Origin of the sequence: Vibrio sp. 1751 (assembly GCF_033339895.1) — a bacterium.
GTDB lineage: Bacteria > Pseudomonadota > Gammaproteobacteria > Enterobacterales > Vibrionaceae > Vibrio > Vibrio alginolyticus.
In genome coordinates this window covers 1-24973 of record NZ_JAWOVM010000046.1, presented here as the reverse complement: position 1 = coordinate 24973, position 24973 = coordinate 1, and the positions used below count along the sequence as shown (strand labels likewise).

Sequence of the window (24973 nt, the reverse complement as noted above, 5' to 3'; positions counted from 1 at the left end):
TTATTTGTGAGGTAGAAGGTTACTGGCAAGGAATGGGGCAGAAGTTTGTCGCGGTTAGAGAGAAAACAACTACTAAGAAAAACTTATGAGTTGAAAAGCAACTGAGAAGGATTTCTTCCTATTTGCCAGCAAGGAATCGGGTAAAACCGATTTAGGGCAACCTGTCCGATCTAGTCATATCGAGGTAATGAAACTGACAGGTTGCATTCAGACTAATTCACCTGAAAGCTAACAAACAAGTTTGTTAGCCTTTCTACGTGTCTTCTACGTTTGTTTAAGCTGTCCTTGCAGGTTCAGTATTTCTTTTCTTAAACGTTTAATAGCAAGTTCACTCTCTCCTTGTTCCGCTATTTGCTTTAACAGTTCATCTCTACTGGCAGTAACATCAACTAACTTCTTATTTAAATCTTCATTTTCTCTTTCAAGCTTTGCTACTTTAGTTTTAAGAACTGCTTCAGACTGTATCAATACAGCATTAGTATAGTAATCAAGGACTTCTCGACCAAACTCCTTTTTGGCTTTCTTAGCTTTACCCAACTCAGCTTTTAGCTCTTCTTTCGTAGGCTGACGAGCTTTCGAGTTGAGTACATAGCTAGATAACTCAAAATGTGCTTTAAGCTTTGCATTCCAGGCATTAATACTGCTAAAAAGAAATAGGCAGTTTTCCTTAGACATATGTGAGTGGTTAAGGTTAGCTCTACCCAGCTTTTCCCCCGCTATCCTTGCTACCTCGCTCTTGTTTATCGTGCGTTCTCGAACCTTCAAAAGTGAAGTGGCATTATTGATGCGAACTTTTGCTTTCTCATACTCATCTTCACACACGCGATAAATAACTTGCTGTAATTCAGAGAGTTCATAGTAAGCGCTTGGGTATTCTTTTTTCTTTTTGGATAAGCCGACTAGCTTCATTTCGCCACCTCCAGCTCATTTAATTGTGACCTTAGAGCATCAATTGTTTTGATTATGCGTTGCGACTCTTGTCTTTGCCTGCATTTGTTAGAGTTAACAAGTGACATTAAATTAGTATGTTTTTTTGACGACTCAAGCAGGTTCATATGAATTGTCTGAAGCTGCTCCAAAGTCGTTAGGTGAGAGTCCGATTTCACTGCAACATTCGAGCAACCAAGGCAAAGGTTACTTTCACCACGTTCAACTTTTGCAACCCCCGAAAAATCACGGCATTTAGCCAATGGTACTCTGTCTTTAAATAGCATACAGAATCCGTAAGAGTGGGGAACCAATCTTACCAACCCATCCTCATCACTAGAGATCCAGTCATAGATTTTCTCGTCCAGCTCATCCATAGTAACCCAACTCATTGTGGAGAGTTTTTTACGCACATACTCTACAGAAGCACCAGTGAACTGTGTATGGTTTATATCTCCTGCAATTTTCTTAATCAACTCATGAGTATATGCTCGCTCAGCAATACTCTGCACCTGTGGGCTAACTTTATTACGTATGTAGTTATCAACATAATTCATAACATCCTTAGATGAATGAGCAAAACAGCGTCTAATTGCCCGATAAACATCACCATCAAACCGCCTAAGTAAGAAATCAACAAACGTGTGGCGAAAAGCATGCACTGAAATATTTTCATCAAGATCTCGAATCTCTTTTTCTGTCTCAGGAGATAAGCTTTTTAAGGTTTTTTCATAGATATCATTAATGAATCGATTTAAAGTACCATTTCGTGCTTCTTTTTTTACTTGAGAGTCAGGCACACCCAACCAAGCCGCTTTTAAATCATTAACAAGTTTGTCTGGTTGAGTATGGTAACGCCTCGCTGCATATGTCGCTGCGTTATAGAAAATGGAGCAATATCCTTCCTTTATGACTCCATTCACCTTGTATTTTAATGGCTGAGTTTTATCTATGTAGCTAAGTTCTAAAAGTGAATCTACCGCTATGGATACGGCATCTCCAGTGGAGCGGGTGACAGGCAACCCTTGATGGGTTTTATCGATTCTCGTGGTTAAATAAACAACGCCACTTTCCTCTTTAATCGCATTGTTGGCTTTTATATTAGCTAGTTCGTGTACTCGAATACCAGTGAGAATAGCAATAACGGTCAATGAGCAATTGTGGTAATGCCTAACCTTTTCAGAGAGAACTGCTTGCGATGGTACTACTACTTGTACAATAGAGATAAAACTTGGCAAAGAAAGCTTATCTGTAAGTCTTGCATTCACCTTATCAAACCACCTATAGAAGTTTGGAGTCATATTTCTAAGTCGAGATAAAATTGAAGGAGCATTTGAACTTTTTACATACTCCATTGCTTCAAAATCATCATGACCATGCTCAACAATGAGAGCAGCAGCCCCTGCTAACTTTTTATTAGCGTTAATCCACCAGTTGCATCCACCCTCCCCCCTACAAACATCAAAGTATGCTTGTATGACTTTATGCTCAATACTTTCAAGTTGTTCAATAGAATAGTTAAGCATCAACATTGCCGTGGAAAGCGATACTGTTTCAAGACTGCCTCCGTAAAGCCACTCCAATACGTCTACATCTGGGTATTTGTCACTGATGTACTCTGATGCGACCTTAGATAACTTTGACCTGCTGAGTGTTGCTGTCGTAGCCCAAACGCAACTACCATCAATAGCTAACTTAGAAAAGTCATTCAAGAATTTCATGAGCGTGATTATTGATTGGTGAGCATAAATCTCTTGCCCATTTTCGGGTCTCTTATCTATGAGAAAATACAAATACCCAACAACATGCTCAAAGTTAAATTCATCCAGAATGTGGACAATATTATGAGCATTCAAATACTCACAAAAATACTCGAGCCGCTCAAATACATAGAGCCTCTGCGCACTCAATACACCTGCTTCTAGGTATCCGCCAAGCGCTTGAACAATCGCATACCGAAGAACCACTTTTGATTCTGAAGATAACTGTGTACCAGAAAAGCTAACATCTAGGTGACTGTCACCGACAATAAATTCAGTATCATATAAATTGTTCAGCCTTTCTGACGAAGCCTCTCCCTTTTTCTGAGAGTCTAAAATATCTCGAATAGTATGATTAAGTACTACAGCCATCTATAACTTCCTCTCATATAATCGGTGCAAAAACAGGTAACTCATAGTCACGAAGTATTTCATCAGCTTCCCTATGAAGCGTACCTTCAAACTCTTCAATAATCGAAGCCAGGACAACTCGGAGAGCCTCTGCCTTAATAACTTTATCGGAGAGCGTTTCACCGATAGATACTTGATCGATAATTAGCTTCGGTAAACTTTTATCAATATGATCTATATGAAGTTTCAAGAACGCTAAAACCAGTGGGTGCTTCACAAATAAAAGGGAACTTTCGTGCTCTACACCTAAAAACTCTGTGATATCACACCCTGTTTTATTGATAAATTCAGGTAACTCCATAGCTGTTAACTTTTCAGATTCTGAGCTTAAATCAAACATCTCTTTGACTTCTGACAGTGAAAGAACCCTTGCTTTTCCTTTAAGCAACCTAGCTTCTTCAACCATCCTATTAGCAACTTGTTGCCCGACTTTGTGATCAGCTTCCAGCATTACTGGACTATGATTTCGAGCTTCATACACATTGATATCAGTCTTAAGAGTATGAGACCTTTGATCTGCCTCCATTTGTTCTGTAACACCATCATTAGCCTCAAAACTTGTGTCACTAACCTCTTTACCAACCAAATGATAATCAAATTGCATAACTTTTTGAGTTGTTGAAATTGCCGTGAGACCTAAGTGTAGATTTTTCTTTCGTTTACCCTGAGAGGCTGCTTTGAACTCCTTCTTAGCTGTAACCCAAGTTTGAATAAAGTGCGCCGTTTCCTCAGAAAAACATGCGGGAAAGTTAGTCACTGCATTCTCAAATTGCTTTGTTAAGTTATATATTGATTTGCCGAAAGTTTTTGTCTGTGAGGCTTTTGAAATCGGAGTGGCTGTTATTGACAGGTTCTCTGCGGAGTAATACTTGCAGAGTTTGTTGTAAAACTGAGAAAAAACCTCAAACTCAAACTTATTCTTCGTACGAGTGAATATATAAACATGACCTCGATTTGTGTTCGGATTTGAGCCGCCACGGTTTTTATTCTCTTCAACCTGTACGCTTCCTCCTTTACCAGAGCTTAAGTTTACCGAGATACAGCTTGGTGTTAATCGTCTCAACATTGAGTCTGAAAATTGATATTTAGCAAGTATTAACCTACATACAATCAACTCTAGATCTGTGAAAGAGGCATCATACCGTGGCAGTAACAACCCTGTACTTAATGGCACAGTGATTGAACCTTTCCCTAGTACTTTAGCGTGACCATTGAAGCATTTCTTCCCTTTAGAAAACCAATAACTATAGAACCTCAACGGTGTTTCATTATCTTCTACATAAACTAGTTTTTCTGGCGAAGAGTGCAATGCTAGTAGCCTTTCATTACCATCTATATAGCAACGAGATAAAGTTGTTAGCAACTTCCTTTGCAACTTGGACGGGTATGAGCTGAAGCCATTATTCCCCGTATATGCCTCAATAATTTGATGATACAAATCCATATCATGGCGATATTCGGATTGAATAAGTGAATCTAACTCATTCGATATCTCCCATGCTTCACGAAGAAAACCATTAAAACCAGACCACAACTGTTTCTCTGCTTGATTCGAGTTATGTCTACCCAATAATTTTTGACCAAGCGTGTCACGAGGCTTTGTCTCTACATTAACTGTACGTGGCAACTCTTTCAGTGCATTTTTTATCTCTATTGAATATGCAACACCGTGAACCTCGTGCGACTTAAGAGCTTTATTTAAAAGCCCGACAATCAAGTTAAAGCTTCCCACAGCTACACCGTTCTTTTTCAGCAATATGAATAACGACTTAATAAACCCTCGGTCATTAATCCTGTCTATATCATTCTCAATTGCTAAAAACAGTGTTTTCAAACCTCTAGATAATCGATTTTTCGAGTTTAAAGACTGCTCTCTGACAGACTTAGAACTCAAATATGCAAACAAGCAATCCAATATTGGAGACTGAATTGAAGTGGGCTTAAAGCACTCAAACACTCGACCGTTAACATTTCTTTCACTAGCGATAGCGTAGAAGCAAATTCGCTCAGGAGTAAACACTTCATCCACTTTACCACTCAAAAAGTCCTCGTGGCTTACTAGATAAGAACGAGCTATCGTACTTTCAAATGAAAACTCACTCATGATCTAGCTTCTCCCTACTTGGTCTTTATCTGACATTTCAACTGCATAGCTTTTAAGACTTTCATCTTCTGTTAGGACTGCTGCAAGATAAATATATGAAGCTAACGTTGTAGAAAAGTTAGAATGCCCCATCAGTTCTTTAAGAGAGATTTGATCTAAACGCTTCCCTTCTTTACGTTGCTGAATAACATGGTTTGTTGCAAAACAGTGCCGTGTTGAATACAGATCTCTCTTTTTCCACAATTCAATTTCCGTGATGTCTAACATTCCTTTGGAAATGTATGCGTTAACCATTTTTCTCCATTGCTGATCATTAAAACAGCTAGAAGACTTCAAAGGCTTGCCACTTAATGATGTAAAAATTGATCCTGAAAATTTGATTTGCTGTTTATCTTCCCAAAGGGGAATTGTTACATACAAAAATTCTTTCAACGGGGCATAGACTTGTGGTGGTATGATGATTTTGCGCAATTTACCTGCACCTCTTCCTTTACCAGTAACGATCAACTCTGTACTAGCATTGAACGGTGCATCTTTGTCTATTACTTTTAACAAGCGCTTGATTGTAAAATTGTGAAACTTGATCAGTTCATGTGGTCTTATGCCAGAGTAGTAGCATAGTAAGAGAATAAGACGATCTCTCTCATGGAGAAATGGATTGATTGTTGTCAAGTAGTTCAATAACGTATTAAACTCATCCTCATCATAGTAAAGATCGTGGATAGCCTTATCCAACCCGATAGTTGCGGTTTGCTTTTGAGTATATTTATCATAAAGATAAGAAAAGCTTGGATTAAATGATGACAGTCCATAGTCATAGCAAAACTGGTAGAATTCACGAATAACGTGGATATGCTGAGTAATAGAAGAATTTTCTAGCGGTATACCTTTCGAGAATTTTACATCACCTCTAGCTAGGAGACTCAAATACCCAGACACATAGCTATCATTTACTTCTAAGTGAGCAGTGCTTGCTTTAACATACCTATTTTTTTCTGGATTCTCACGATCATCTTCCAAAAACATCCAGTCATTATAGTCAGTAAGTACCTGTGATAGATAGGTTTTCAACATCTGAGCTTTATTTCTCAAAGCATCGGTCTTTACTCTTTTCCCTTTGTATGCGAGATAAGCATTAGCAGACACTAGTGGTGTACCCTCAAGGCAAAGCACATAAGCATCTTGGGTTAAAGTTACATCAAACTCGTAATTGCTAACCTTAATCGACTCCAACATAAATAATCTCTATTTATTTCCGTTAGTTTAAGGTTAACATCTTATTTACATCAAACAAACATAATCTCTATTTTTTTCTGTTAGTTTCATAGAAACAGAATGGAAAGCTATAAAGTGAAAATATAACTAACAGAAATTAATCAGTAGTATTATTGGTGATTAAAACCGTTTACGAGCATTGCTGCGACGGTTGGAATCGTATATTTCCAAAACTGTCTATAAATTGAGTTTTGCATGACTGTCACCAGTAGTTAGCAAAGCTAACCATTTAATTAGCAAGGCTAACTAAATGGTTAAATTAAATAAAAGAAAGATGAAACAACAAAAACTAAACCATACAGCTGAGGCCTTTGCTTCAGTTTAAAATGACTTATTACTCAATGCTTTATTCAATAAAGCTTGTAACTGTTCAGCTTCTTGCTGATTTAATTGTTGCATCATTTGGTCAGAGATATCTTTGTACACTACCTGCTCCAAAGACATTTTTTCTGCGACTTCTTCCGTAAGCAACACACGCTTAGCACGAGCATCCTCATTACATGCGATGCGTTTCACCAAACCCTTTTTTTCCAAACGCACAACCATTGTCGATGCGGAAGGCTTAGTCACTTGCAGCTCTTCTGCAAGATCGGTTATTCGCACACCCTCAGGGTAAACCTGAATCACACGTAAATAATCGAACTCATTAAAGCTTAGATGTGATAATGGATCTTCTTTGGCATAGACACGCCAAGCTTTGGCGCAAAAACGCTCTAAATCAATCAAGCTTTCTTCTAATGCCATAAAAGCCACCACCACTTAGTTAGCAAGACTAACTATTTTAAATGAGTCACTCATCAAGTTCAATCATAAAAAAAGCCGCTCTCATCGAGCGGCTCTAAATCATTCAATTTCCAGCTTCTTGGCAGCCTTTAACTTGGCCAATCTATCTTGCTGTAATTGATCGTAAATTTGCGCCAACTCCAAGAAAGAATAGCGATGCTCAACATAATCGTAAACGTTGAACGAAATCGCGAGCTTATAAAGTGAGATGGCACTTGCGATATCACCTTCAAGCTGATTACGCTTTCCAAGGTAGAAATACGTTTCCGTCAATCGTTCAGCTAGGCGATAGTTCTCTCTCGTTCCATCCATAATTGCTTTAAGCGCGTCTTCGTCCGAGACGTCTCGCAGCATGATAGCAACAAGAACCCACCCCCACTCTTCACTACGATCTCGTAAATAACGCTGTTGAAGATTGGCTTTTGCTTGCTCTGGATTTTGCTCAGCTTCGATGATGTACAGCCATAATGAACGAAAAGGATCCGTTGGCATTTCTTGATAATGCTTGGTCATATCTTCTAAAGCGAGATCGATTCGGCCACCATAATACAGTGCAATCGCACGGTTGCGCTCAGCATAGGTATTATCAGGAGCCAACTCTATGGTCGAGTCAAACGCTTCATATGCCGCATCAAACTCTCCTACTTGGGTAAAGTATACTCCCAAAAGATTGAAGATGTCCGGCTGAGCAGGATTCAACTGCAAAGACTGGTTAAAGTCCAAACGGGCAAGATCACGTAAACCAACGCTGTCGTAGTAGCTACCGCGCTCATAATGCATTTTAGCGCGCACTTCATCACTAAGGTCGGGACGTTGTAGCAACTGCGAGAGACGCGCGATTTGTACTTCTTGTTGAACACTAGGCTGAAGTGGCACCGCCATCGGTGGATATAACCACTTTTGTGCTGATTGTTGAGAAGTATTTGCACAACCGGTCAGCGCGATAGCAACACATAAAATTGCGGTTTGAAACCATTTCACTAATTGATACTCCTGTTTGGACCGCTCAAGATTTATTTCTCTTAATGCAATATAGGCGATAACCTCGTTTGAGGTTAATACATCGAAACAAACCAAAAAAGGGGAGCGAAAATGCTCCCCTTTTATAACATGCTTTCAGGCCCTTAATCTAATAAAAGGCTGAAAGTCTCATTTTGTCTTACTCGTCTTTAGCAGCTGGTGCTTCAGCAGCAGCTTCTTCAGCTGGCTTTTCTACCGCTTCTTTCATGCTTAGACGTACACGGCCTTGGCGGTCGATTTCAAGAACTTTAACTTGAACTTCTTGACCTTCAGCTAGGTAGTCAGACACTTTCTCTACGCGTTTTTCTGCGATTTGAGAAATGTGTACAAGACCATCTTTGCCTGGAAGAACCGTTACGAATGCACCGAAGTCTGCTAGACGTACAACTTTACCTGTGTAGATACGGCCCACTTCAACTTCAGCAGTGATCTCTTCGATACGGCGGATAGCTTCTTTCGCAGCAGTGCCTTCAGTTGCCGCAATCTTGATAGTACCGTCGTCTTCGATTTCGATAGTTGTACCAGTCTCTTCAGTTAGAGCACGGATAACTGCACCACCTTTACCGATAACGTCTTTGATCTTCTCAGCGCTGATCTTCATCGTGTGAATACGCGGAGCAAATTCAGAGATGTCTTCACGAGCACCAGAGATTGCTTCATCCATTACAGATAGGATGTGCTTACGTGCGCCTTGAGCTTGGTTAAGCGCAATTTGCATGATTTCTTTAGTGATGCCTTCGATCTTGATGTCCATTTGAAGTGCAGTGATACCAGTGTTAGTACCTGCTACTTTAAAGTCCATGTCACCTAGGTGGTCTTCATCGCCAAGGATGTCAGAAAGTACAACGAAATCGTCACCTTCTTTAACAAGACCCATTGCAATACCAGCAACAGATGCTTTGATTGGTACACCTGCGTCCATAAGCGCAAGAGAAGTACCACATACTGAAGCCATTGAAGATGAACCGTTAGATTCAGTGATTTCCGATACAACACGTACTGTGTATGGGAACTCATCAACAGAAGGCATTACTGCAGCAATACCACGCTTCGCCAGTTTACCGTGGCCGATTTCACGACGCTTAGGAGAACCTACAAAACCAGTTTCACCTACACAGTATGGAGGGAAGTTGTAGTGCAGTAGGAAGTGATCTTTACGCTCACCAGTTAGCTCATCGATGATTTGAGCATCACGCTGAGTACCTAGCGTTGCCGTAACGATCGCCTGAGTTTCACCACGAGTGAATAGCGCGCTACCGTGAGTACGAGGAAGAACACCAGTACGTACATCTAGTGCACGAACCATGTCTTTTTCACGGCCATCGATACGAGGGTTACCTGCAATAATACGGCTACGTACTACTGTCTTCTCTAGATCATGGAAGATAGTGTGGATTTCTTTTGTGTCTGCTTCAGGATCTTCAGCAAGAAGAACTTCATTTACTTCCGCAGCGATCTCATGGATGCGGTCGTAACGAGCCATTTTCTCAGTAATTTGGTAAGCTTCAACAAGTTTAGCTTCTGCTAGATCAGCAATCTTATTTTTAAGCGCTGTGTTCTCTTCAGGAGCAACCCAATCCCAAGCAGGAGTTGCAACTTCTGCTTTGAATTCGTTGATAGCTTGAATAGCAACTTGTTGTTGGTCATGACCATAAACAACCGCCGCTAGCATTTCTTCTTCAGTTAGGTTGTCCGCTTCTGACTCAACCATCAGTACTGCTGACTCTGTACCTGCAACAACAAGGTCAAGCTTAGAAGTTTCTAGTTCAGTTTGGCTAGGGTTAAGTACAAGCTGACCATCGATATGACCAACACGCGCCGCACCGATAGGGCCGTTGAATGGAATGCCAGAGATAGCAAGAGCAGCAGAAGTACCGATCATTGTAACGATATCTGGCTGAACATCTGGGTTTACAGACATTACTGTCGCGATAACCTGAACTTCGTTTTTAAACGCGTCTGGGAATAGCGGACGGATTGGACGGTCGATTAGACGAGCTGTTAGCGTTTCGCCTTCAGAAGGACGACCTTCACGTTTGAAGAAGCCGCCTGGAATTTTACCCGCAGCGTAAGTACGCTCTTGGTAGTTAACCGTTAGTGGGAAGAAGTCTTGACCTGCAACGGCTTCTTTTTTACCTACAACAGATACGAATACAGACGTATCATCCATTGTGACCATAACTGCTGCTGTAGCTTGACGTGCAATAACGCCAGTTTCTAAAGTAACTGTGTGGTTACCGTACTGGAACGTTTTAACAACTGGTTTTTCGAACATTGTTATTCCTTGTTTCTAATCTTCCTTTAGTGCTTAAAGAAATCTTAGATGTGTTAATTGACACTCAAGGCATTACGAATCGCGACTAGTAAAAAGAAACTCGGAAATTCCTTTTGAATAGTCGCGACCTTTTGGTCGACGTGGTTGACTGTAATGCTATGAGCTTTTGAGAAAACCTCTTACAAGGTTTAGCCGCCAGTATTATAACGGCATAAGTCTAATTTGGCTAAATTTAGGCAACAAAAAAGGGGCATAAAGCCCCTTTTTAGACAAACTGCTATGCAGTCGCTGATTAGCGACGTAGGCCTAGACGTTTGATTAGGTCTTGGTAGCGAGCTAGGTTTTTACCTTTTAGGTAATCTAGAAGCTTACGACGACGAGAAACCATGCGTAGAAGACCACGACGGCTGTGGTGATCGCCTTTGTGCGCTTTGAAGTGACCTTGTAGGTGGTTGATAGAAGCTGTAAGTAGAGCTACTTGAACTTCTGGTGAACCAGTGTCGCCTTCGCCTTGTGCGTATTCTGCAACGATTGCTGCTTTAGTTTCTGCATTCAGAGACATAATTCTCTCCTAATAAGAGTAGGTTTAAAGTTGTAGCAGCCAATCTCTGATTCAGCCGCTACGCGAAGCGCGGATTATAGGGAAATTTCCTATCTCGTGCAATATAAAAATACCGACACTCAGGTCGGTATTTTCAATCATTTACTTGGATGCAACGTCATCTCGGAACACGACCAATCGCTTAGGAGCGATTTTGCCATCTTCGTTCATTTCGCCAACGCCAATAAACAAGCGTTCTTCACCCATAGTAAGGCGAAGTGAGCCCTCTGTCGGAGCACCAAATACTTGAACGGGCTGCCCATGTTGGACCATATCCGCCAGTTCAGGCACCAAGTTGACTTCTGGTAAGTCTTCTACCGCTGTATCCATTGGCAAAAGCAGTGGGTCCAGTAGTTCTCGAGGCGCTCGTTCCTCGCGGTGAGCTTGCTCTAGCAACTCATTTAGTTGCTCAAGTGTTACCATATTCTCGTAAGGGTATTTAGCAACACCAGTACGACGAAGCATAGTTACGTGCGCACCACAACCTAACATTTCGCCCAGATCATCAACGATAGTACGAATATAGGTACCTTTAGAGCAGTGCACTTCCATCTCTACTTCATCGCCTTCAAAACGGTGAAGAACAATCTCATATACCGTGATCTTACGAGATTCACGCGGAACTTCGATGCCTTTACGAGCGTATTCATACAAGGGTTTACCTTGATACTTCAACGCAGAGAACATGGAAGGCACTTGATCAGATTCACCACGGAACTGATCGATGCACGCTTCTAGCTTGTCTAACGTAACATCGACTGGACGCGTCTCTACAACTTCACCATCCGAGTCAGACGTATTGGTACGTTCACCCAGCTTTGCGATCACACGGTAGCGTTTATCAGAATCAAGAAGAAACTGAGAAAATTTTGTCGCTTCACCCAAGCAAATTGGCAGCATGCCTGTCGCTAATGGGTCCAAGGCTCCAGTGTGGCCTGCTTTCTCAGCAAAGTAGATTCGCTTTACTTTTTGCAGTGCATCATTGGAAGAGATACCTGTTGGTTTGTCCAACAGTATAACGCCATTAATTGGACGACCTTTACGACGACGAGCCATTATTCTTCGTCCTCACGACCAGAATCTTTTTGCTTTTGTTTGTCTGAACTAACGACTTCAGACACTAGGTTAGACATACGCATACCTTCAACAAGCGTATTGTCATAGTGGAAGCGGATTTCTGGAGTTAAACGTAGACGAATACGCTTACCTAACATCATGCGAATGTGCACTTCGTGCTCACGTAGCGCTGCTAGACATGATTCTGGTGTTTGCTCACCCACACACAGGAAGGTCACAAATACTTTTGCGTAAGCTAGGTCACGAGAGACTTCTACGTCTGAGATCGTCACCATGCCAAGGCGAGAGTCACGAACTTCACGTTGAAGGATCATCGCTAGTTCTTTTTGCAGCTGCTGTGCAACGCGCTGCGTGCGGCTAAATTCTTTTGACATATCTTTACTCTTATATAGAAAGAATGGGGGGTTGGTCAAAGCCAGCCCCCCATGGTGTATTCAACAACCAATTACTACTTATCTTTCAAAGACAATATTAGTAATTTTAGTCAATTAGTCTAGAGTACGTTTAATTTCAACGATTTCGAAGACTTCGATTTGGTCACCAACGCGAACATCATTGTAGTTCTTAACGCCGATACCACATTCGTAGCCATTCTTAACTTCTTGAACGTCATCTTTGAAACGACGTAGTGACTCTAGTTCACCTTCGTAAATAACAACGTTATCACGTAGTACACGGATTGGGTTGTTACGCTTGATCACACCTTCTGTAACCATACAACCAGCGATAGCGCCCAGTTTCGGTGACTTAAACACGTCACGAACTTCAGCAAGACCAATGATCTCTTGCTTGAATTCTGGAGCAAGCATACCGCCCATTGCTTGTTTCACTTCGTCAATCAATTGGTAAATGATTGAGTAGTAACGTAAGTCAACAGCTGCGGCTTCAACAGCACGGCGAGCAGAAGCATCTGCACGAACGTTAAAGCCAAGGATGATTGCGTTTGAAGCTTCTGCTAGTACTACGTCAGTTTCCGTAATACCACCAACACCAGAACCAACGATGTTCACTTTAACTTCGTCAGTAGATAGCTTAACTAGGGAGTCTGCGATTGCTTCTACAGAACCTTGAACGTCTGCTTTAAGTACAACGTTAAGTTCAGCAACTTCACCAGCAGTCATGTTAGAGAACATGTTCTCTAGTTTAGATTTCTGCTGACGAGCAAGTTTCACTTCACGGAACTTACCAGCACGGTAGTTAGCTACTTCACGCGCTTTACGCTCGTCACGAACTACTGTTGCTTCATCACCTGAAGATGGTACACCTGAAAGACCTAGGATCTCTACAGGGATAGATGGGCCAGCCGAAGTAATTTCTTTACCTAGCTCATCACGCATTGCACGAACACGGCCGTATTCTTGACCACAAAGAACGATGTCGCCTTTGTTTAGTGTACCTGATTGAACAAGTACTGTTGCAACTGGACCACGACCTTTATCTAGGCGAGATTCAACAACAACACCAGATGCCATGCCTTCAGCTACAGCTGTAAGTTCAAGAACTTCAGACTGAAGAAGGATTGCTTCTAGAAGACCATCGATGTTTGTACCCTGTTTAGCAGAGATGTGAACGAACATGTTCTCACCGCCCCACTCTTCAGGAATAACGTCGTATTGAGCAAGCTCGTTCTTAACGTTATCTGGGTTCGCATCTTCTTTATCGATCTTGTTCACAGCAACAATTAGAGGAACGCCTGCCGCTTTCGCGTGCTGAATCGCTTCTACTGTTTGTGGCATTACGCCATCGTCTGCTGCAACTACAAGAACAACGATATCTGTTGCTTGAGCACCTCGAGCACGCATTGCAGTAAACGCTGCGTGTCCAGGAGTATCAAGGAACGTGATCATGCCGTTGTCTGTTTCAACGTGGTACGCACCAATGTGCTGAGTAATACCACCCGCTTCGCCAGAAGCAACGTGTGTGCGACGGATGTAGTCAAGTGTTGACGTTTTACCGTGGTCAACGTGACCCATGATAGTAACAACTGGAGCACGTGGAACTGCTTCCGCGTTAGTGTCACGGTCAGATAGTACCGCTTCTTCCAGTTCGTTCTCTTTACGAAGAACTACTTTATGGCCCATTTCTTCAGCAACAAGTTGTGCTGTTTCTTGGTCGATCACTTGGTTGATAGTCGCCATAGCGCCCATCTTCATCATTACTTTGATAACTTCTGTCGCTTTAACCGACATCTTGTTAGCAAGTTCTGATAGAACGATCGTTTCGCCAATTACAACGTCTTGCTTAGCAACCGTTGCTGACTTATCAAACCCGTGCTGCATTGAAGTCGGCTTAGCAAGTTTGCCCTTACGACCTCTACCGCCACGTTGGTTGTTACGGCCACCGCGAGCTTGGTCGTCTTTACCCGAAGCTGCTTTTTTCTTCTTACGACGACCGCCTTCTACTTTGCGATCTGCTTCATCTTCGGCTTCACGTGCGTATTGTGAAGTCGTTACATGGTAATCTGTATCTTCCATATCACCCTTTTTCTCTTCTGCAGCAGACCAACGCTCTTTATTCTTTTCAGCCAATTCGCGAGCTTCTTCAAGCTTGCGCTGACTTTCCTCTTCAGCCTTACGCTTAGCTTCTTCTTCCTGACGACGTTTAAGCTCGTCGGCCTCTTTTCGCGCTGCTTCTTGCTTAATTTTCTCTTCAGCATCACGCTTTGCTTTTTCTTCAGCATTACGTTGTGCATTCGTATCTACGTCTCGCTTCGCTTTTTCTTCAGCTTCACGTTTCGCTTTTTCTTCCGCTTCACGTTTTGCAGCTTCTTCAGCTTCACGTTTTGCAGCTTCTTCAGCTTCACGTTTTGCAGCTTCTTCTGCTGCACGTTTTGCTGCTTCTTCTGCTTCACGTTGTGCTGCTTCTTCAGCTTCACGTTTCGCTTCATCTTCAATTGTGCTGCGCTTCACGTATGTACGTTTTTTGCGCACCTCAACCTGAACATTCTTACTCTTACCACCACCCGCGTTCACACTAAGTGTACTACGAGTTTTACGCTGAAGCGTAAGGCGAGTCGGCTCTGAATCACCTGACTTATCACCGTGTTCTTTCTTTAAATGAGAGAGAAGCTTCTGCTTCTCTTCATCAGTAACATTGTCAGAGCTCGCCTTTTTAATGCCAGCGTCAGCAAGTTGTTCAATCAAGCGGTCGACTGGCGTACCAATCTCATCACTCAGTGCTTTAACTGTTAATTGTGTCATGCCGCTTCCTCCTTGCCGAAAATTATGCTTCTTCGCCGAACCAACAGATGTTACGTGCGGCCATAATTAGCTCACCTGCACGTTCTTCGGTCAGGCCTTCGATACCTTCTAAATCGTCAATACCTTGGTCAGCAAGATCTTCCAGTGTCGCTACACCTTTCGCTGCCAATTTAAATGCCATCTCACGCTCAAGACCTTCAAGTGCAAGTAGGTCCTCAGCTGGTTCTAGACCTTCAAAAGACTCTTCTTGTGCTAGTGCGATCGTCGTTAGTGCATCTTTTGCACGTCCACGAAGCTCTTCGATTAGTTCTTCATTCAAACCATCGATTTCTAGTAGCTCGTTAACTGGCACGTATGCGATTTCTTCTAGAGTTGAGAAACCTTCTTCAACAAGAAGTTGAGCGAAGTCTTCTTCAATATCTAGGTACTTCATGAAGTTTTCAATAGATGCTTGTGATTCTTCAGCGTGTTTCTTCTGAAGATCAGCAACTGTCATAACATTCAGTTCCCAACCGGTTAGTTGAGATGCTAGACGCACGTTTTGACCGTTACGACCGATAGCTTGCGCTAGGTTGTCTGCTTCAACTGCGATGTCCATTGAGTGTGCATCCTCATCAACGATGATAGAAGCAACATCAGCTGGCGCCATTGCGTTGATAACGAATTGAGCTGGGTTATCATCCCAAAGAACGATATCGATACGCTCCCCACCAAGTTCGCCAGAAACAGCTTGTACACGTGCACCACGCATACCAACACACGCACCTACAGGGTCGATACGTTTGTCATTTGTTTTGACAGCGATCTTAGCACGAGAACCAGGATCACGTGCTGCGCCTTTAAGCTCGATAATATCTTCTGCGATTTCAGGCACTTCAACACGGAACAGTTCTGCCAACATTTCTGGCTTAGAACGAGTGATGAACAATTGGAAACCACGTGCTTCAGGCGCGACTTTGTAAAGAAGGCCACGTACGCGGTCGCCTGGACGGAAGTTTTCACGAGGAAGTTGGTCATCACGCAGGATTACCGCTTCAGCGTTATTACCAAGATCAAGCACGATTGTGTCACGGTTTACTTTTTTCACGACACCAGTGATTAGATCACCTTCATTGTCGATGAACTGTTCAACGATTTGTGCGCGCTCAGCTTCACGAACTTTTTGAACGATAACTTGCTTAGCAGTTTGAGTCGTAATACGGTCAAACGTTACTGATTCGATTTCGTCTTCTACGTAGTCGCCAAGCTCGATTGAGTCATCTTCGTATTGCGCTGCTTCTAGTGAGATCTCTTTTGTAGGGTTCTCAACGTCATCAACAACTAACCAACGGCGGTAAGTTACAAATTCACCGGTTTTACGGTCAATGGCAACACGTACGTCGATTTCGATTTCGTATTTTTTCTTTGTAGAAGTTGCTAGAGCAATCTCAAGAGCCTCAAAGATACGCTCACGAGGTACCGCTTTTTCGTTCGATACCGCTTCTGCTACCGCTAAAATTTCTTTACTCATTATATTTAGCCTCTAAGCTTAAACTTTTTTAGGGAACTAAAATTTAGGGATCAGGTTAGCTTTGGAAATGTTACTTAGAGCAAACTCTTCTTGCTGACCGTCTACAGTAATTGTCACTGTTTCGCCATCAACACCGTGGATAATACCTTTCCACTTACGACGGTTTGCTACAGCCATTTTCAATACGATGCTGACCTCGTGACCAATAAATTGCTCGTAATGTGCTGCTTTAAAAAGTGGTCTTTCTAAACCTGGAGAAGACACTTCTAGGCTGTAAGCAACAGAAATTGGATCTTCAACGTCTAAAACTGCACTAACTTGGTGGCTAACTTCTGCACAGTCGTCTACGTTAATACCATTTTCATGGTCAATGTAGATACGTAACGTTGAGTGCGCGCCTGCACGAATGAATTCTAATCCAACTAACTCATAACCTGATGCCGCTACTGGCGCGTCAAGCATTTCAGTAAGTTGTCTTTCTAAACCAGTCATTTAACCACTCCAGAAACAAAAAAAGGGCTCAGAGCCCAATCAAAAAACCAAGCAGTATCTGAGCTATTTCAAAAAGCTCAGATAACAAAAAACCCCGATAGTCGGGGTTTTATGCTGCTGGACCCTGATACGTTAAGAATAGCCAACAATTGCTTTTCTTAACTCGTAGTGTGGTTAGCACTACGCAAACTTGCCAATCTACGATTTCCTTTTAAAGAAAGAGATTGGTTGCGGGGGCCGGATTTGAACCGACGACCTTCGGGTTATGAGCCCGACGAGCTACCAAGCTGCTCCACCCCGCGTCCGACTTGCTGAGCATTATACTCGCAAACAAGTGATTTACAAGTTTGTAAATACATGGTGCCGAGAGAGGGACTCGAACCCTCACACCTAAGGCACTAGCACCTCATGCTAGCGTGTCTACCAATTTCACCATCTCGGCATCAAAACCTTACAGCTTATTGAGGAATTTCATCACCCGCAGGGGCAGGAACTTCACTCGCTGCGTCCTTAACTTGTTCAACAACTGGTTGACCTAACGTTGGGTCTACCCATTGTGATTCAGTCTGGTGCGTAGACATACGACCAAGTAACAAGCTAACGATAAAGAATACGGTTGCTAAAATAGCAGTTGTTCGGGTTAAGAAATTACCTGAGCCGCCAGCACCAAACACTGTGTTTGAAGCACCAGCACCGAACGAGGCTCCCATATCTGCGCCTTTACCTTGTTGAATCAACACAAGGCCAATCACACCAAGCGCTGCCAACAGGTAAATCACAAGTAGAACTGAAAACATTTTTTCCACCTATGTTCCAAATTGTTGAGCCAGCGCCGTTCAAAAGAACAAATCATAATGAACAAGGCTAGCGACCTCCTAACGGGAGGCGGAGCAATACTAGCGAAAGCCAGTAACGCTGACAAGGGAAAATTAGTAAAAAATCAATGCCAATGCGTTAAGCGCTCAAAAAAAGGGCAAAAGATGCCCTTTTCATTCAAGACATGCTTTAACGCAATGATTAACAACTTGCTTTAACAGCCTCAGCGATTTTCAATGCTGAGTGTTGAACTAGTTCACCATCTTCGCCTTCCACCATAACGCGGATCAAAGGCTCAGTGCCAGACTTACGCAGCAGTACACGCCCTTTATCACCAAGTGTCGCCTCTACTTCAGCGACAGCGTTTAATACAGCTGTAGCTTCAAGAGGGTTACTTTCTCCTGAGAAACGGACATTTTCTAAAACCTGAGGATATAATGTCATTCCTTGCGATAGTTCATATAGAGACATATCGCTGCCAATTACAGAAGCAAGTACTTGAAGTGCAGCAACAATCGCATCGCCGGTTGTGACTTTATCTAATAAGATCACATGGCCTGAGTTTTCAGCACCAATTTTCCAACCTTTTTCTAGCAGTTGCTCCATGACATAACGGTCACCAACAGCAGCACGTACAAACGGAATGCCTAGCTGCTTTAAACCATTTTCCATACCCAAGTTAGTCATTAGTGTACCAACAACACCACCCTTTAGCTCACCACGACGAAGTGCATCACGAGCGATGATATAAGCAATTTGGTCCCCATCAACTTTGTTACCTAGGTGGTCGACCATAATGATGCGGTCACCATCACCATCAAATGCGAGACCAAGATGCGCTTGCTCTTCAACAACACGCTGTTGAAGAGCTCGTACGTCTGTTGCGCCCACTTTTTCATTAATGTTGATGCCGTTAGGCTCTACGCCCATAGCGATAACTTCTGCCCCAAGTTCTTTGAAAACATTTGGAGCGATGTGGTACGTCGCACCGTGCGCACAGTCTACTACGATCTTAAAGTTCGCAAGGCTCAACTCAGATGGGAAAGTACTCTTACAGAATTCGATGTAACGACCAGCTGCATCATTTAGGCGGGTTGCTTTACCAAGCTCAGCAGACTCCACACATTCAATTTCTTTATCTAACTCAGCTTCGATCGCCAATTCGATATCGTCAGGTAGCTTAGTACCCTCAGAAGAAAAGAATTTAATGCCGTTGTCGTAATATGGGTTATGTGATGCAGAAATCACAATACCAGCCTCGGCACGGAAAGTCTGAGTTAAATATGCCACAGCTGGAGTTGGCATGGGACCAGTAAATGTTGCTTTAAGTCCCGCAGCTGCAAGGCCAGCCTCTAGTGCAGATTCAAGCATATAACCTGAAATACGTGTATCTTTACCTATGATAACTTTCTTTGTGCCTTGTTTCGCTAGTACACGACCAGCAGCCCAGCCAAGCTTAAGTACGAAGTCTGGAGTGATTGGGTATTGTCCTACTTTACCGCGCACACCGTCAGTACCAAAGTAACGTCTTTCATTCGACATAAACTTTCCTTTATTATTTTTAAATATTGTTTTTCGTCATCTCAACAACTTTCATCGCTTCGATTGTCTCTTCAAAGTCATGCACGCGAATGATCTGCGCGCCTTTCATCGCGGCAATCGTAGCACAAACGACACTTGCGTTCGTACACTCTGCCGCTGGCTTGTCTAACAGTTTGAAGATCATGGATTTACGAGACATGCCAGCCAAAATAGGCAGGCCGAATTCATGAAACTTTTCAAGATGAGCAAGCATATGATAATTGTGTTCGATTGTTTTGCCAAAGCCAAACCCAGGATCGAGAATCAGTTGAGATTTATCAATCCCTGCTGCTTCACACGCCGCGATACGTTCTTCTAGAAAAGCCGACACGTCCCCCATTAAATCATCATAATGAGGGTCAACTTGCATGGTCCTAGGCTGACCTTTCATATGCATCAGACAAATTGGAAGGTTTGCTTCTGCTGCGACTTCCAGAGCACCTGGCTCTTGCAGCGAGCGGATGTCATTGATCAAATCAGCCCCAGCATCAATTGCTTGACGCATCACTTCTGCTTTACTGGTGTCAACGGAAATCCATACATCATATTTTTCACGAATGGCTTTGATTACTGGGACAACACGCCTAAGCTCTTCTTCCAAAGACACATCCGGTGCACCAGGTCTTGTTGATTCACCACCAACATCAACAATACTTACACCAGCCTTTATCATTTTATCAACTTGAGCAAGAGCAAGTTCAATTGAGTTGTATTTACCGCCATCCGAAAAGGAATCCGGTGTCACATTTAGAATGGCCATGACATGTGGACGCGAAAGGTCCAAAGATTTGTTATTTGCTGTAATCATCATCATAAACACAAAAACCCCGAGATAACTCGGGGTTTAATATTATCGATACTCTTTATTCAGAGTCTTTCTTTTCAGGCGCTTCGTTAGAAGTTGTTTCAGAAGAGCTAGGCTGTTCTGCATCTTTCGCAGTCTCCGTTGCTTCTTCTTTAACTTCTTGCTTTGCTTGAGGCTTGTCGCTGTCTTCTGGTTTGCTTGCTGAGTTATCACTCCAGCCCGCAGGCTCACGAATTTCAGCTTTGCGCTCCATTAAGTCATCAATCTGGCGAGCATCAATGGTTTCATACTTCATCAGCGCATCTTTCATCGCATGCATGATATCCATGTTCTCTTGAAGAATCTTCTTCGCACGATCGTAGTTGCGGTCAATGATCTGACGAACTTCGTCATCAATCAACTTCGCTGTATCGTCAGACACATGTTTAGTCTGAGTTACACTACGCCCTAAGAACACTTCGCCTTCATCTTCTGCATACAGCAGAGGGCCAAGCTTTTCAGAGAAACCCCATTGAGTAACCATCTTACGAGCAATATCTGTTGCGCGCTCGATATCATTAGAAGCACCGGTTGATACTTTGTCAGCACCGTAGATAAGTTCTTCTGCTAAACGACCACCGTACAAGCTAGAAATCATTGATTCTAGGTGTTGGCGAGACATACTCACGCGGTCCTGCTCTGGAAGGTACATTGTTACACCCAACGCACGACCACGTGGAATGATAGACACTTTGTACACTGGATCGTGTTCAGGAACCAAGCGACCAACAATCGCGTGACCCGCTTCGTGGTATGCGGTTGACTCTTTCACTTCCTCAGACATCACCATTGAACGGCGCTCAGCACCCATCATGATTTTGTCTTTCGCCAGTTCAAACTCAACCATAGAAACGTTGCGCTTGTTACCGCGCGCAGCAAACAGGGCTGCTTCGTTAACTAAGTTTGCTAGGTCAGCACCAGAGAAGCCTGGAGTACCACGTGCGATGAGAGAAGGCTCTACATCACCCGCTAGAGGGACCTTACGCATGTGAACTTTTAGGATCTGTTCACGGCCACGTACATCTGGAAGACCAACTACCACTTGACGGTCAAAACGACCAGGACGCAGTAGCGCAGGGTCTAGCACGTCCGGACGGTTAGTCGCAGCGATAACGATAATACCTTCGTTACCTTCGAAACCATCCATCTCAACGAGCATTTGGTTTAGTGTTTGTTCACGTTCATCATGACCACCACCAACACCTGCGCCACGTTGACGACCTACCGCATCGATCTCATCGATAAAGATGATACAAGGTGCAGCTTTCTTTGCTTGTTCAAACATGTCACGCACACGAGATGCACCAACACCAACGAACATTTCTACGAAATCAGAACCAGAGATAGTAAAGAATGGTACTTTCGCCTCACCGGCAATGGCTTTCGCTAGAAGCGTTTTACCCGTACCAGGAGGACCAACCATTAGAACACCCGTTGGAATCTTACCGCCCAGTTTTTGGAAGCGGCTTGGATCGCGTAGGTAGTCCACCAGTTCTTTCACGTCTTCTTTTGCTTCGTCACAACCAGCAACGTCCGCAAAAGTTGTCTTGATTTGTTCTTCGCTCATCATTCGAGCTTTACTCTTACCAAAAGACATGGCGCCTTTACCACCGCCGCCTTGCATTTGACGCATGAAGAAAATCCATACACCAATCAGTAAGATCATTGGGAACCAAGAGATAAAGATAGTACCAAGCAAGCTTTGCTCTTCTGGAGGCGTGCCTTGTACTTTCACGTTTTGGTTAATTAGGTCATCTAGAAGCTTTTGGTCATACACTGGCATGTAAGTGACCATTTTGGCACCGCCGCCACGACGAACAAAGCTAATTTCACCGTCTTTAAAAGTTGCTTCTTGAATCTGGCCTTGGCCAACTTCCTGTACAAACGTGGTGTAATCCACGGTTCTGCCATTGCTTTCTCCAGGGCCAAAGCTCTGGAATACCGACATCAATACGACGGCGATAACAAGCCACAGAATTAAATTTTTTGCCATGTCACTCAAGGTGTAAGCCTCTCGATAACTAATTGTAATTAAAGGTAGGGTACTACAGTTCATTAACTGTAGCTATAGTGTTAACACGCTCTCAAGAGAGCAAAATGGTTAACCTTTGTAACCAGTGGCTACGACGAAGACCTCTCGAGAGCGAGCTCGCGATGAGTCTGGTTTTCTAATTTTTACGGCTGTAAACATGTCTCGGACTTCTTTCACATACTGATCGAAGCCTTCCCCTTGGAAAACCTTTACGACAAAGCTACCATTAGGCGCTAGAACTTGTCGACACATATCTAAAGCTAATTCAACTAAATACATAGCGCGAGGTTGATCAACAGAATTGTTTCCCGCGATGTTAGGCGCCATATCAGACATTACTACGTCTACCATGGAAGGTTGGATCCTTTCTAGCAAAGCTTCCAATACCGCATCATCACGAAAGTCGCCTTGTAAAAAGCTAACGCCAGCAATCGGGTCCATAGGAAGCAAGTCACACGCGATGATCTGACCGCTGTCCCCTACTATCTTAGCAGCATATTGAGACCATCCGCCCGGCGCAGCCCCCAAGTCGACGACTGTCATTCCAGGCTTTAACAATTTATCTTTCGTTTGAATCTCATCGATCTTGAAATAAGCACGTGAACGGTAGCCTTTTTTTCGGGCTTCATTCGCGTATTTATCATCAAAGTGTTCTTTCAACCAACGACCAGAACTAGCCGAATGTTTTTGTTTACTCATTTTAATCCCAACAAGGCACAAATTGGAGCTATTGTTTTAATAGGCGCTACCTATTACTCAATAAATTATAGTCTTCAGCAATAGATGGCGTTAAAATAGCTTTTTTCAACCCTTATTTTAAAGAAAATTGGCCGCGTAATGAACCTAAGCACCAAACAAAAGCAGCACCTTAAAGGCCTAGCTCACAGTTTAAAACCTGTTGTGCTAATGGGCGCAAATGGACTTACAGAAGCCGTGCTAGCAGAAATTGAAATCGCTCTTAACCATCACGAACTTATCAAAGTAAAAGTTGCTTCGGAAGATCGTGAAACAAAACAGCTAATCATCGACGCTATCGTACGTGAGACGGGCGCTGAAAAAGTTCAGACTATTGGTAAAGTGCTTGTGCTATACCGCCAGTCTGAAGAGCGTAAAATCGAAATCCCTCGTAAGTAACTCTACTTACGTTGCTGAAGAAAAAAGGTCGCCTGAGGCGACCTTTTTGCGTTTTATCAGAGTAGTAATGCTACTCCAAACGACTTAGATATATTCTACTCGGTCAATTTCGAAGTCTTTCGCGCCACCTGGAGTTTGAATAGCAACTTCATCGCCTTCCATCTTACCAATCAGGCCACGAGCAATAGGTGAGCTCACTGAAATGCGACCTGCTTTGATATCGGCTTCGTCATCACCAACGATTTGGTACGTTTTTTCTTCTTCGGTGTCGATATCAATCAAGGTTACGGTTGAACCAAAAATAACTTTACCCGTGTTCTCCATCTTCGTTACATCAATAACTTGAGCAACTGACAGTTTGTATTCAATGTCACGGATTTGTGCTTCACAAATGCCCTGCTCTTCACGAGCGGCGTGATATTCAGCATTCTCTTTTAAATCACCTAGCTCACGAGCTTCAGCAATTGCCTCTGAGATCTGAGGACGTAGTTTAAGTAGACGATCGAGTTCTGCACGTAGCTTTTGCTCGCCACGTAGTGTCATTGGAACTTTTTCCATTTTATAACCTCAAGCCCAAATGGGTCTTTGGACAAAAAAAGCCCACCCTGTCATAGGACTGGGTAGTGCGCTTAAAGATGTATTTCGTTTAGTGTAAACAAACTCCCGGACGAAATCATCTTAATTCGAAAGACAGCAAGACTATGCCTTTTCGGCATAATGATATAACTCACTTTTAGAGCGGTTCTAGGGCGAATCACCTTCTCAATTTATTGAAAAACAACACTGTTCATTACACCAAAAACCTCAAAAAAGATAAAAACTAATCAATGTCAGGCCAATGTCATTGCCAATAATTTCAATCAAAAACAGTAATTTAAATAAAAACAACGCACAATTGAACAGTGTTCATCAGTGGGATTTATATCATTTTACTAACTCATACGGAAACTTTAGCAGTAAAACATGTCCAGCGAGTTGTTAGATCAATGGCTTACAAGTGCGAACTATATCGCTCAATTAGCCAATTTTGGACCAACAACTTGTGAGAGATCACCTCTCCCCCATACAACAATGATTATGGACAGCTAACTAGGACAAATAAGATGAAAAAGACTCTAATTGCTCTTTCTG

20 protein-coding genes and 2 tRNA genes are annotated in these 24973 nt (G+C 42.9%); 1 reads left to right on the top strand and 21 read right to left on the bottom strand.

Going from position 1 to position 24973, the window contains the following annotated elements; genetic code table 11:
• Nucleotides 1-264: 264 nt before the first annotated feature.
• From R7041_RS14765 to rlmE, 20 genes are all read right to left on the bottom strand, one after another.
• A complete protein-coding gene (locus tag R7041_RS14765; protein WP_065274818.1) occupies nucleotides 265-909 on the bottom strand; it encodes a hypothetical protein in 645 nt (214 codons plus the stop codon).
• Complete coding sequence (locus R7041_RS14760; protein WP_065274819.1) at nucleotides 906-3059, bottom strand: hypothetical protein; 2154 nt, start codon at nucleotides 3057-3059, stop codon at nucleotides 906-908. Before R7041_RS14760 ends, R7041_RS14765 begins: the two co-directional genes overlap by 4 nt.
• A gap of 13 nt (nucleotides 3060-3072) precedes the next feature.
• Nucleotides 3073-5202, bottom strand: a complete 2130-nt coding sequence (locus R7041_RS14755) for a hypothetical protein (protein ID WP_065274820.1) — start codon at nucleotides 5200-5202, stop codon at nucleotides 3073-3075.
• 3 nt (nucleotides 5203-5205) lie between these two features.
• Nucleotides 5206-6438 (bottom strand): tyrosine-type recombinase/integrase, encoded by a 1233-nt coding sequence (locus R7041_RS14750; RefSeq protein WP_065274821.1) that lies wholly within the window; start codon nucleotides 6436-6438, stop codon nucleotides 5206-5208.
• A gap of 360 nt (nucleotides 6439-6798) precedes the next feature.
• Complete coding sequence (locus R7041_RS14745) at nucleotides 6799-7221, bottom strand: MarR family winged helix-turn-helix transcriptional regulator (protein WP_005380103.1); 423 nt, start codon at nucleotides 7219-7221, stop codon at nucleotides 6799-6801.
• A 99-nt stretch (nucleotides 7222-7320) separates the two neighbouring features.
• Nucleotides 7321-8241: a lipoprotein NlpI gene (nlpI, locus tag R7041_RS14740; RefSeq protein WP_005380101.1), complete on the bottom strand. Its 921-nt coding sequence runs from the start codon at nucleotides 8239-8241 to the stop codon at nucleotides 7321-7323.
• A gap of 178 nt (nucleotides 8242-8419) precedes the next feature.
• Nucleotides 8420-10555 (bottom strand): polyribonucleotide nucleotidyltransferase, encoded by a 2136-nt coding sequence (pnp, locus tag R7041_RS14735; RefSeq protein WP_206949401.1) that lies wholly within the window; start codon nucleotides 10553-10555, stop codon nucleotides 8420-8422.
• Between the two features lie 292 nt (nucleotides 10556-10847).
• The gene (gene rpsO / locus R7041_RS14730) at nucleotides 10848-11117 is read right to left on the bottom strand and encodes a 30S ribosomal protein S15 (protein ID WP_005380094.1); all 270 of its coding nucleotides are present in this window, start codon (nucleotides 11115-11117) and stop codon (nucleotides 10848-10850) included.
• Nucleotides 11118-11258: 141 nt separating this feature from the next.
• On the bottom strand, nucleotides 11259-12212 hold the full coding sequence (gene truB, locus R7041_RS14725; RefSeq protein ID WP_017820421.1) for a tRNA pseudouridine(55) synthase TruB: 954 nt from the start codon (nucleotides 12210-12212) through the stop codon (nucleotides 11259-11261).
• On the bottom strand, nucleotides 12212-12607 hold the full coding sequence (rbfA, locus tag R7041_RS14720; protein ID WP_005380087.1) for a 30S ribosome-binding factor RbfA: 396 nt from the start codon (nucleotides 12605-12607) through the stop codon (nucleotides 12212-12214). Before rbfA ends, truB begins: the two co-directional genes overlap by 1 nt.
• A 114-nt stretch (nucleotides 12608-12721) precedes the next feature.
• Nucleotides 12722-15433, bottom strand: coding sequence for a translation initiation factor IF-2 (gene infB, locus R7041_RS14715; RefSeq protein WP_005380086.1), 2712 nt, complete (start codon nucleotides 15431-15433; stop codon nucleotides 12722-12724).
• Between the two features lie 22 nt (nucleotides 15434-15455).
• Nucleotides 15456-16943 carry a transcription termination factor NusA gene (nusA, locus tag R7041_RS14710; protein WP_005380084.1) on the bottom strand — a complete coding sequence of 496 codons (1488 nt, stop codon included), beginning with the start codon at nucleotides 16941-16943 and terminating at the stop codon, nucleotides 15456-15458.
• Nucleotides 16944-16979: 36 nt separating this feature from the next.
• The gene (rimP, locus tag R7041_RS14705; RefSeq protein WP_005386424.1) at nucleotides 16980-17435 is read right to left on the bottom strand and encodes a ribosome maturation factor RimP; all 456 of its coding nucleotides are present in this window, start codon (nucleotides 17433-17435) and stop codon (nucleotides 16980-16982) included.
• A gap of 225 nt (nucleotides 17436-17660) precedes the next feature.
• Nucleotides 17661-17737 (bottom strand) — tRNA-Met (locus R7041_RS14700).
• Nucleotides 17738-17793: 56 nt separating this feature from the next.
• Nucleotides 17794-17877, bottom strand: a tRNA-Leu gene (locus R7041_RS14695).
• Nucleotides 17878-17893: 16 nt separating this feature from the next.
• A complete protein-coding gene (gene secG, locus R7041_RS14690; protein WP_005380080.1) occupies nucleotides 17894-18232 on the bottom strand; it encodes a preprotein translocase subunit SecG in 339 nt (112 codons plus the stop codon).
• A 220-nt stretch (nucleotides 18233-18452) separates the two neighbouring features.
• Entirely contained in the window at nucleotides 18453-19793 is a 1341-nt protein-coding gene (glmM, locus tag R7041_RS14685) for a phosphoglucosamine mutase (RefSeq protein ID WP_005388992.1), read from the bottom strand.
• 19 nt (nucleotides 19794-19812) lie between these two features.
• Nucleotides 19813-20643 (bottom strand): dihydropteroate synthase, encoded by an 831-nt coding sequence (folP, locus tag R7041_RS14680; RefSeq protein WP_017820419.1) that lies wholly within the window; start codon nucleotides 20641-20643, stop codon nucleotides 19813-19815.
• Between the two features lie 52 nt (nucleotides 20644-20695).
• Nucleotides 20696-22669 carry an ATP-dependent zinc metalloprotease FtsH gene (gene ftsH, locus R7041_RS14675; RefSeq protein WP_017635895.1) on the bottom strand — a complete coding sequence of 658 codons (1974 nt, stop codon included), beginning with the start codon at nucleotides 22667-22669 and terminating at the stop codon, nucleotides 20696-20698.
• Between the two features lie 108 nt (nucleotides 22670-22777).
• Nucleotides 22778-23407 (bottom strand): 23S rRNA (uridine(2552)-2'-O)-methyltransferase RlmE, encoded by a 630-nt coding sequence (gene rlmE, locus R7041_RS14670; RefSeq protein ID WP_053304102.1) that lies wholly within the window; start codon nucleotides 23405-23407, stop codon nucleotides 22778-22780.
• A gap of 138 nt (nucleotides 23408-23545) precedes the next feature.
• Here rlmE and yhbY point away from each other — a divergent pair, with 138 nt between their 5' ends.
• Nucleotides 23546-23842 carry a ribosome assembly RNA-binding protein YhbY gene (yhbY, locus tag R7041_RS14665; protein ID WP_005380066.1) on the top strand — a complete coding sequence of 99 codons (297 nt, stop codon included), beginning with the start codon at nucleotides 23546-23548 and terminating at the stop codon, nucleotides 23840-23842.
• Between the two features lie 84 nt (nucleotides 23843-23926).
• Here yhbY and greA read toward each other — a convergent pair whose 3' ends face one another.
• Nucleotides 23927-24400, bottom strand: coding sequence for a transcription elongation factor GreA (gene greA, locus R7041_RS14660; RefSeq protein ID WP_005380065.1), 474 nt, complete (start codon nucleotides 24398-24400; stop codon nucleotides 23927-23929).
• Between the last annotated feature and the right edge of the window lie 573 nt (nucleotides 24401-24973).

What these genes read in the sequence shown, in the direction of transcription:
- R7041_RS14755 (WP_065274820.1), bottom strand. Translation starts at nt 5,202, where the DNA reads ATGAGTGAGTTTTCATTTGAAAGTACGATAGCTCGTTCTTATCTAGTA.
- R7041_RS14750 (WP_065274821.1), bottom strand. Translation starts at nt 6,438, where the DNA reads ATGTTGGAGTCGATTAAGGTTAGCAATTACGAGTTTGATGTAACTTTA.
- R7041_RS14760 (WP_065274819.1), bottom strand. Translation starts at nt 3,059, where the DNA reads ATGGCTGTAGTACTTAATCATACTATTCGAGATATTTTAGACTCTCAG.
- rbfA (WP_005380087.1), bottom strand. Translation starts at nt 12,607, where the DNA reads ATGTCAAAAGAATTTAGCCGCACGCAGCGCGTTGCACAGCAGCTGCAA.
- pnp (WP_206949401.1), bottom strand. Translation starts at nt 10,555, where the DNA reads ATGTTCGAAAAACCAGTTGTTAAAACGTTCCAGTACGGTAACCACACA.
- secG (WP_005380080.1), bottom strand. Translation starts at nt 18,232, where the DNA reads ATGTTTTCAGTTCTACTTGTGATTTACCTGTTGGCAGCGCTTGGTGTG.
- rlmE (WP_053304102.1), bottom strand. Translation starts at nt 23,407, where the DNA reads ATGAGTAAACAAAAACATTCGGCTAGTTCTGGTCGTTGGTTGAAAGAA.
- rimP (WP_005386424.1), bottom strand. Translation starts at nt 17,435, where the DNA reads ATGACTGGTTTAGAAAGACAACTTACTGAAATGCTTGACGCGCCAGTA.
- nusA (WP_005380084.1), bottom strand. Translation starts at nt 16,943, where the DNA reads ATGAGTAAAGAAATTTTAGCGGTAGCAGAAGCGGTATCGAACGAAAAA.
- yhbY (WP_005380066.1), top strand. Translation starts at nt 23,546, where the DNA reads ATGAACCTAAGCACCAAACAAAAGCAGCACCTTAAAGGCCTAGCTCAC.
- R7041_RS14765 (WP_065274818.1), bottom strand. Translation starts at nt 909, where the DNA reads ATGAAGCTAGTCGGCTTATCCAAAAAGAAAAAAGAATACCCAAGCGCT.
- truB (WP_017820421.1), bottom strand. Translation starts at nt 12,212, where the DNA reads ATGGCTCGTCGTCGTAAAGGTCGTCCAATTAATGGCGTTATACTGTTG.
- rpsO (WP_005380094.1), bottom strand. Translation starts at nt 11,117, where the DNA reads ATGTCTCTGAATGCAGAAACTAAAGCAGCAATCGTTGCAGAATACGCA.
- greA (WP_005380065.1), bottom strand. Translation starts at nt 24,400, where the DNA reads ATGGAAAAAGTTCCAATGACACTACGTGGCGAGCAAAAGCTACGTGCA.
- folP (WP_017820419.1), bottom strand. Translation starts at nt 20,643, where the DNA reads ATGATGATTACAGCAAATAACAAATCTTTGGACCTTTCGCGTCCACAT.
- R7041_RS14745 (WP_005380103.1), bottom strand. Translation starts at nt 7,221, where the DNA reads ATGGCATTAGAAGAAAGCTTGATTGATTTAGAGCGTTTTTGCGCCAAA.
- ftsH (WP_017635895.1), bottom strand. Translation starts at nt 22,669, where the DNA reads ATGGCAAAAAATTTAATTCTGTGGCTTGTTATCGCCGTCGTATTGATG.
- infB (WP_005380086.1), bottom strand. Translation starts at nt 15,433, where the DNA reads ATGACACAATTAACAGTTAAAGCACTGAGTGATGAGATTGGTACGCCA.
- glmM (WP_005388992.1), bottom strand. Translation starts at nt 19,793, where the DNA reads ATGTCGAATGAAAGACGTTACTTTGGTACTGACGGTGTGCGCGGTAAA.